General features: G+C 71.1%; 8 protein-coding genes and 1 pseudogene. All 9 read left to right on the top strand.

The features are described 5' to 3' along the window. The first annotated feature begins 98 nt into the window (after nt 1-98). Nucleotides 99-1,790 carry a signal peptide peptidase SppA gene (gene sppA, locus D7V93_RS32590; RefSeq protein WP_120647093.1) on the top strand — a complete coding sequence of 564 codons (1,692 nt, stop codon included), beginning with the start codon at nt 99-101 and terminating at the stop codon, nt 1,788-1,790. 9 nt (nt 1,791-1,799) lie between these two features. After that, nucleotides 1,800-2,555, top strand: coding sequence for a TFIIB-type zinc ribbon-containing protein (locus D7V93_RS32585; RefSeq protein WP_120647092.1), 756 nt, complete (start codon nt 1,800-1,802; stop codon nt 2,553-2,555). A gap of 111 nt (nt 2,556-2,666) precedes the next feature. Beyond that, the gene (locus D7V93_RS32580) at nt 2,667-3,269 is read left to right on the top strand and encodes a hypothetical protein (protein WP_120647091.1); all 603 of its coding nucleotides are present in this window, start codon (nt 2,667-2,669) and stop codon (nt 3,267-3,269) included. 153 nt (nt 3,270-3,422) lie between these two features. Continuing rightward, entirely contained in the window at nt 3,423-4,511 is a 1,089-nt protein-coding gene (apbC, locus tag D7V93_RS32575; protein WP_120647090.1) for an iron-sulfur cluster carrier protein ApbC, read from the top strand. 23 nt (nt 4,512-4,534) lie between these two features. Further along, nucleotides 4,535-5,053: a hypothetical protein gene (locus D7V93_RS32570; protein ID WP_120647089.1), complete on the top strand. Its 519-nt coding sequence runs from the start codon at nt 4,535-4,537 to the stop codon at nt 5,051-5,053. Between the two features lie 4 nt (nt 5,054-5,057). Continuing rightward, nucleotides 5,058-5,504: a hypothetical protein gene (locus D7V93_RS32565; RefSeq protein ID WP_208723230.1), complete on the top strand. Its 447-nt coding sequence runs from the start codon at nt 5,058-5,060 to the stop codon at nt 5,502-5,504. 47 nt (nt 5,505-5,551) lie between these two features. Beyond that, nucleotides 5,552-6,400, top strand: a complete 849-nt coding sequence (locus D7V93_RS32560; RefSeq protein WP_120647088.1) for a 3-hydroxyacyl-CoA dehydrogenase family protein — start codon at nt 5,552-5,554, stop codon at nt 6,398-6,400. Between the two features lie 33 nt (nt 6,401-6,433). Next, on the top strand, nt 6,434-7,210 hold the full coding sequence (locus D7V93_RS32555) for an enoyl-CoA hydratase-related protein (protein WP_120647087.1): 777 nt from the start codon (nt 6,434-6,436) through the stop codon (nt 7,208-7,210). A gap of 1 nt (nt 7,211) precedes the next feature. Beyond that, nucleotides 7,212-7,594 (top strand): annotated as a pseudogene (locus tag D7V93_RS32550) (hypothetical protein); the annotation flags it as partial.

Genomic DNA, 7,594 nt, shown 5'->3' with positions numbered 1-7,594 from the left:
GAGAGGGAGGGAGGGGACATGGCTCATGAGCCTAACAGAGCCTCCCGGCGCGAAGAACAGGGGTTGCTTCGCACACCCCGGGACGTTACCCGCGCCCCATGCTCCGGCTTCCCTTCGTCCTCCTGGCCAACCTGTTGATCGGGTTGCGCCTGCTCCTGGGCCTGCCCTTTCGTCTGATGGCGGTGCGTCAAAGGCCCGCGTGGGTCCGGTTCCGGCTCGTGGGGAACCTGCCGTACCGGCGACGCCCCGGGCCCCGCTTCCGCCTGGGCGGCCCCCCGGTGGAGCCCGCCACGGTGACGTCGCTGGAGGACTTCGGCCGGGCGCTGAAGCTGCTGGCCGCCGACCCGAAGGTGGAGGGCATCCTCCTGGAGCTGGAGGGGCTGGCCCTGGCGGACGCCCGGCGTGATGCCTTGTTGACGCTGCTCTCCGACTTCCAGGCCGCCGGCAAGCGGGTGGTGTCCTGGTCGGTGATGGTGGACACCTCCGCATACCCCGTGCTCGGCGCGGCGGACGAGGTGCTGCTCGCTCCCATGGGCCGCGTGGACCTGGTGGGCTTCGCCGCGGAGGCCACCGTCCTGGGCGAGGCCTTCGGACGGGTGGGCATCCACGCCCACTTCGCCCGGCGGGGTGACTACAAGACGGCGCCGGAGCTCTTCACGGACGGCACGGTGTCCGACGTGCAGCGTCAGACGCTGGAGACGTTCCTGGACGAGCGCTACGCCGTGCTCGTGGACGCCCTCTCCCGGGACCGGGGCCGGACGCCGGAGGAGGCGAGGGCGCTCATCGACGCGGGGCCCTACAGCGCGAAGCGGGCGCTGGAGGCGGGGCTGGTGGACGGGCTGGTCCACGAGGCGGACCTGCGCGCGCACCTGGGCCTGGAGGTGAAGAAGGACGAAGAGGCTCCGGTGCCGACCTTCGCGGCGTACCTGGCGACGCTCGCCATCCCTCCGGTGCGCTGGAAGAGGCTGCGGCGCAAGCCCCGGCTGGCGGTGGTGGACGTGGCGGGCATCATCGTCCCGGGCAGCGGCGGCGCGGGCCGGTTCGCGGCGGCGGACACGGTGGTGAAGGCCCTCCGGCAGGCGGCGCGCGACCCGAGGGCGAAGGCGGTGGTGCTCGCGGTGAGCAGCCCGGGCGGCTCGGCGCTCGCGTCGGAGCAGATGCTGGAGGCGGTGAAGCGGGTGGCGAAGCAGAAGCCCGTCATCGCCTACGTGGACAGGGTCTGCGCGAGCGGCGGGTACATGGCGGCCATCGGCGCGAAGGAGATCTGGTCCGCGCCGCACGCCGTGGTGGGCTCCATCGGCATCTTCCAGGGCAAGTTCGAGTACGGCGACCTGCTGGAGAGGCTGGGCGTGCGGAGCACCACGGTGACGCGGGGCGAGAACGCGGCGTTCGGTTCCGGGTCGCGGGGCTTCACGCCGCACGAGCGCGCCGCGCTGGAGCGCGAGGTGGAGGAGGGCTACCAGACGTTCCTGGAGCTGGTGGCGCAGGCGCGCGGCAGGACGAAGGAGGAGATCCACCAGCTCGCGGAGGGCCGGGTGTACTCGGGGCTGCGCGCGAAGGACGCGGGGCTGGTGGACCGCATCGGCGGCTTCGAGGAGGTCTGCCGCCACGCGATGGACGAGGCGCGCGTGTCCTCGGAGGACTTCGAGCTCCACCGCTACGCCCGGGATGCCCGCTCGCGGCTGTCGCTGCTCAAGCTGCTGGCGGCAGCCGCGCACCCGACGTCCTACGCCTTCTGCCCGACGGCGTGGAGCCTCGGAGGCTTCGGGACTTCGGGCGCCATCGACTAACATGGAGCCATGGCTCGCTCCTGCCCGGTGTGCCCCAGCCAGCCGTTGAACGCCGTCCAGGCCTCGGACGTGGAGGTGGACCTCTGTCCGCGCTGCCATGGCCTGTACTTCGACCGGGGAGAGCTGGAGCGCTTCCCGGACCGCCCCTCGCTCAAGCCCCTGCAGGCCTCGGCGAGGCAGGCCCCGTCGCGCTGCCGCAAGGGGGGACACCTCGTGCCGCGCGCCCTCGCGAGCTGTGCCACCTGTCGCAGTGAGCCCCTCGGCTGTCCGGGCTGCGGCGCGCGGCTGGCGCTGGTGTCCGCGCGCGTGTGCACGGTGGACCTGTGCACGCAGTGCGGGGGCACGTGGCTGGACGCGGGCAAGTTCGAAGCGCTCGAGAACGCCACCGTGACGCCGCCGCCCCAGACGTCCGCGTCCAAGGCCGCGGAGGGCTGGGAGGTCGCCCCCGCGACGGATGGCGGCGCCGACCCCTGGAACGCCCCGGGCGCCACGGCCCCGCTGCCGCCGTCCCATTCACCCTCGGGCGGCTACGGCCTGCGCTCACCGCTGGCCTGCGTCCAGTGCGGCCTCCAGGTGTCGGTGGTCCATGCCTGGGCCTGGAACGGTGACCTCTACTGCGGCAACCACCGACCGAAGGGCGCCGTGTCGGGCGCGAGCCTGCCCAAGCACGGCAACCCGGGAGCCGCGCCGAGCCTCGACGTGGACGACGGCATCGAACTGGCGGACCTGGTGCGCTGGTTCGTCCAGCTCCTGCGCCACCACTAGGCGCCTCCTACCTGACCGGCCGCGCAGGGGAGGGCAGGGTGTCATTGCGACGCACGCGAGCGCCCGGAGATTGCTCCCCCCGGGCACGGGGTCTACCCTGCCGCGCCAGTCATGCCGCGCCTCGCTCCCTTATGCCTCCTGCTCCTGGGCACCGCCTGCGCCACCGCGTCGCGTGAGCCCGCGTCCGTGGCGGAGGCGTACGCGAAGGCGCTGGAGGAGAACCGGCTGTCGGATGCCTACCGCCTGACGACGGGCGGGCCGGAGGGAGAGGTCGCCTTCCTGGACGAGTACTCCGACGAGAAGGCCCGCCGCGAGCGCGCCGCCGCCGTGCGCACCGGCACGGCCGTGCTGGAGGCCCGGGCCCCTTCCGTGACGCTGGCCCGTCAGGGTGAGGACTGGCGCGTGGTGGAGTCCCGCCCCGCGGACGTGCCCCGGGCGGCGCTCCGGAAGTTCCTCGACGAGGTGGAGTCGCGCGACTGGAAGGGCGCCTGGGGCCTGCTCGCCTCGCCCCTCAGGGCCCGCTACACCCCGGAGCGCCTGCGCGAGGACTTCGAGCGCGAACCTTTGGCGAAGGAGCGCCTGCGCCGCGCGCGCCTCTCCCTCAACACGCATGTGCGCGTGGCGGCGGGCGAGGCCCTGTTCCCCCTGGGGGAGGAGCGCGCCGTGCGCCTGGTGCTCGAGGACGGGGAGTACCGCGTGGCGGCCATCGAATGAGGCCGAGAAGCAGCGCGCCCCCAGACGGAGCGATGGCCGGTGCACCCTCCGCCCCCTCGCGTTAAACGACGTTGACAGCCCCCGGAGTGCTGGCAATCTCCGCCCCCCTTCAAGCGTGCAAACGCCCGTTTTCAAAAGGTTTCAGGTGTCCCGATGAGCGTTTCCCAGGCCGATGTGATGACGGCCATGTCGAAGGTGATCGATCCCGAGCTGCACATCGACCTCGTGAAGGCCGGGATGGTGAAGGACGTCCGTGTCACGGGCGACACGGTGAAGCTGAAGATCGAGCTGACCACGCCCGCGTGTCCCATGAAGGGGAAGATCCAGGCGGACGCGGAAGCCGCGCTCAAGGCCGTGCCGGGCCTGAAGACCTTCGACATCGAGTGGGGCGCCCAGGTGCGTGGCGTCGCCGGCGGTTCCGGTGGAGGTACGGCGCTGCTGCCCGGCGTGAAGAACATCCTGCTCGTGGGCGCCGGCAAGGGCGGCGTGGGCAAGAGCACGGTGGCGGTGAACCTGGCCGCGTCGCTCGCGCAGCACGGCGCCAAGGTGGGCCTGCTGGACGCGGACTTCTACGGCCCCTCGGTGCCGCTGATGACGGGCCTGGCGGACAAGCGCCCGGTGAGCCCCAACGGCAAGACGTTGGATCCGCTCGTGGCCCATGGCCTGAAGGTCATGTCCATCGGCTTCCTCGTGGAGGCGGATCAGGCGCTCATCTGGCGCGGCCCCATGCTGCACGGCGCGCTGATGCAGTTGGTGCGTGACGTGAACTGGGGCGAGCTGGACTACCTCATCCTGGACCTGCCCCCGGGCACGGGCGACGTGGCGCTGACGCTGTCGCAGTCGGTGCGCGCGGCGGGCGCGGTGCTGGTGACGACGCCGCAGGACGTGGCGCTGGCGGACGTGGTGCGCGCCAAGCAGATGTTCGACAAGGTTCACATCCCGGTGCTCGGCATCGTGGAGAACATGAGCCAGTTCATCTGCCCGCACTGCTCCAAGGCGACCCACATCTTCAACCACGGCGGCGGGCGCAAGGCGGCGGAGATGTTCGGCATTCCATTCCTCGGGGAGATCCCCCTGGACCTGAAGGTGCGCGAGTCCGGAGACTTGGGCGTGCCCGTGGTGGTGGGGGCCAAGGACAGCCCGGAGGCGAAGGCCTTCCAGGACGTCGCCCGGAATGTGGCCGGACGCGTGTCCGCGCAGACGATGAAGAGCGTGCCGCTGCCGGTGATGCAGGCCCGGTAGCGTCCAACCCGTAAGGAGACTTCATGGCCCCGGCCGGCAACGACGACTTCCCGCCTGATCCGCTGTTCGACGAAGACGCGGAGCAGCATCCCGGCCGCGAGAGCCGCACGGGTGGCTTCGTGCCGGACTTCGTGCGGCGCATGGCGGTGGCCGGCATGGGCGCGGTCTTCATGACGGAGGAGGGCATCCGCGCGCTCGCGGGGCAGCTCAAGCTGCCCAAGGAGGCCCTGGGCTTCATCCTCTCCCAGGCGGAGAAGACGAAGGACGACATCTCCCGCGTCGTCACGGAGGAGATGCGCCGCTTCATGCAGTCGGAGAAGCTGCGCGACGAGTTCCTCAAGCTGCTCTCCGGCATGACGGTGGAGGTCAAGGCGCAGATCCGCCTGGTGCCGTCGGAGAAGGCGGAGAAGGAAGAAGCGGCCCCACCGCCGGAGCCCCCCACCAAGGGGAAGAAGGCCGCGGAGCCGCCGCCCTCCGCGCGGGTGACCATCACCGAACTGAACGCGCGCCGGCCCGCCTCCAAGCGCACGAAGCGGGACTGACGGCGTGGCGGAAGCCCCCGAACAGCCCGCCCCGGCGGCTGCGCCCCAGGGCGCGAAGCCGCGTGAAGGCTGGCGCACGCATCCGTTGCCCAAGCGCCTGGCGCTCATCGCCATCGTCGCGGTGGGCCTGTGGCTGTGGAAGGCGACGGACGTGCCCGAGCGCCAGCTCATCCTCCAGCTCGACGGCGCAGGCTGGAGCGACGTGCGCGCGATGGACCTCCAGGTCCTGGACCCGGAGGAGCACATCCTCAAGCGCGAGGAGCGCTTCTTCGCGAACGGGCCGCCCCCGGAGGTCACGTTCAAGATGCCCCTGCCGCAGGGAACCTTCCGCACGCTCGTGTTCCTGAAGGTGCAGGGCCGTGAACAGCGGGTGCGCCTGGAGGAGCGGCTGTCGGTGGGCGAGGGTGAGGCCATCGTCCGCCAGCTGCGTCTGCCCGCCAGCAGTCGTTGACCCTCCTGGGGGCGTGCGTTATGGCCGCCGGCACAGGAGAAGTCGCCATGGCAACGGAACACATCGTCGTCGTCGGTGCAGGGCAGATGGGCGCGGGCATCGCGCAGGTGGCGCTCCAGGCGGGCCTGCGCGTGTCGCTGGTGGACGTCAACAAGGACGGCCTCGCGAAGGGCGCGGACCGCATCAAGGCGGGCCTCAAGAAGCTGGTGGAGAAGGGCAAGCTGGACGCGGCGAAGCAGCAGGCCGCGGAAGGCAACCTCGCCACCTTCACCAGCGCGCGCGACGCCAAGGACGTGGACGTCGCCATCGAGGCGGTGACGGAGAACGAGGAGCTCAAGCGCCGCATCTTCCTGGAGCTGGACGAGGTCGTGCGGCCCGGCGGCATCCTCGCCACCAATACGTCGTCCATCCCCATCACCCGCATCGCCGCGGCGACGAAGCGCCCCGAGTCCGTCATCGGGATGCACTTCATGAACCCGGTGCCGGTGATGCAGCTCGTGGAGCTGATCCGCGGCGCCGCCACCAGCGACGAGACGTACGCCACCATCCGCGCCATGGCCGAGCGCATGGGCAAGACGACGGTGGTGTCCAAGGACTACCCGGGCTTCATCGTCAACCGCATCCTCATCCCGATGCTCAACGAGGCCTGCTTCGCGCTGATGGAGGGCCTGGGCACCGCGGAGGACATCGACACCGCGATGAAGCTGGGCACCAACCAGCCCATGGGCCCGCTGCAGCTCGCGGACTTCATCGGCCTGGACACGGTGCTCTACATCGCCGAGGTCCTGCACAAGGGCCTGGGTGACTCCAAGTACCGCCCGTGCCCCCTGCTGCGTCAGTACGTGGACGCCGGCTGGTACGGCAAGAAGAGCGGCCGCGGCTTCTACAAGTACTAGCCGTCCCCACGCGACACAGGAGCCTCGACGCACATGGACTACCAGAACATCAAGCTCGAGAAGGACGGCCCCATCGCCGTCCTCACGGTGGACCGCCCCAAGGCGCTCAACGCGCTCAACAGCGCCACCTTCCACGAGATGGACCACGCGCTCCGCTCGCTGAAGGAGGACACGCGCGCCCTCATCGTCACGGGCGGCGGGGACAAGGCGTTCGTCGCCGGCGCGGACATCGCGGAGATGGTCACCATCACCGCCGCCCAGGCCCGCGAGTTCTCCGCGCTGGGACACCACGTCTTCCAGTCGCTGGAGAACCTGCCCATCCCCACCATCGCCGCGGTGAACGGCTTCGCGCTCGGCGGCGGCCTGGAGCTGGCGCTGGGCTGCGACCTCATCTACGCGTCGGAGAAGGCCAAGCTGGGCCTGCCGGAAGTCACCCTGGGCGTCATCCCGGGCTTCGGCGGCACGCAGCGCCTCACCCGGCTCGTCGGCCGCTCCCGCGCGAAGGAAATGCTCTTCACCGCGGACCGCATCGACGCGGCCCGGGCCAAGGAGATCGGCCTGGTGCTGGACGTGGTGCCCGCGGACAAGCTGATGGAGCACTGCCGCGCGGTGGCCGCGAAGATCCTCAAGAATGGTCCGCTCGCGGTGGCCCAGGCCAAGCGCGTGGTGGAGTACGGCGCGGATCAGGACCTGCGCTCCGCCAACGAGCTGGAGCGGCAGGGCTTCGCGGTCCTCTTCGGTTCGGAGGATCAGCGCGAGGGCATGGCGGCTTTCCTCGCCAAGCGTCCCGCCGCGTTCCAGGGCAAGTGACGTGAAGCACGCGGTCGCGGCCGGAAGCCTGCTGTGCTTCCTGGCCGCACCGCCGGTGGAAGCGCTGGACGACGAGCGCGCCCCGGCCCTGGTCTCCTGGAAGCGCACGCTGTGTCTCTACACGCTGTGCTTCCTGGAGCCGCTCGTCCCGGACCTCCGGCGCGAGTGGGGTGACGGCGCGCACTGGGTGCTCTCCTGGCCCATCCATCCGTGGGCCACACCGCCCCTGGATGTGCCCGGCCCCACACTCATCGTGTCACCCTTCGTGGAGCCCCAGCTGCGCCTGCGGCCCTCCACGTTCCGCATGCTCGCCGGGGCCCGCGTGTCGGCCTTCCCGGATGCGTCCCGCTTCGGCGTGCTGGCCGAGGGTGCAGGCGTCTGGGG

This window comes from Corallococcus llansteffanensis, from assembly GCF_003612055.1.
Taxonomy (GTDB): domain Bacteria; phylum Myxococcota; class Myxococcia; order Myxococcales; family Myxococcaceae; genus Corallococcus; species Corallococcus llansteffanensis.
This window is presented reverse-complemented; position numbering and strand designations above follow the sequence as displayed.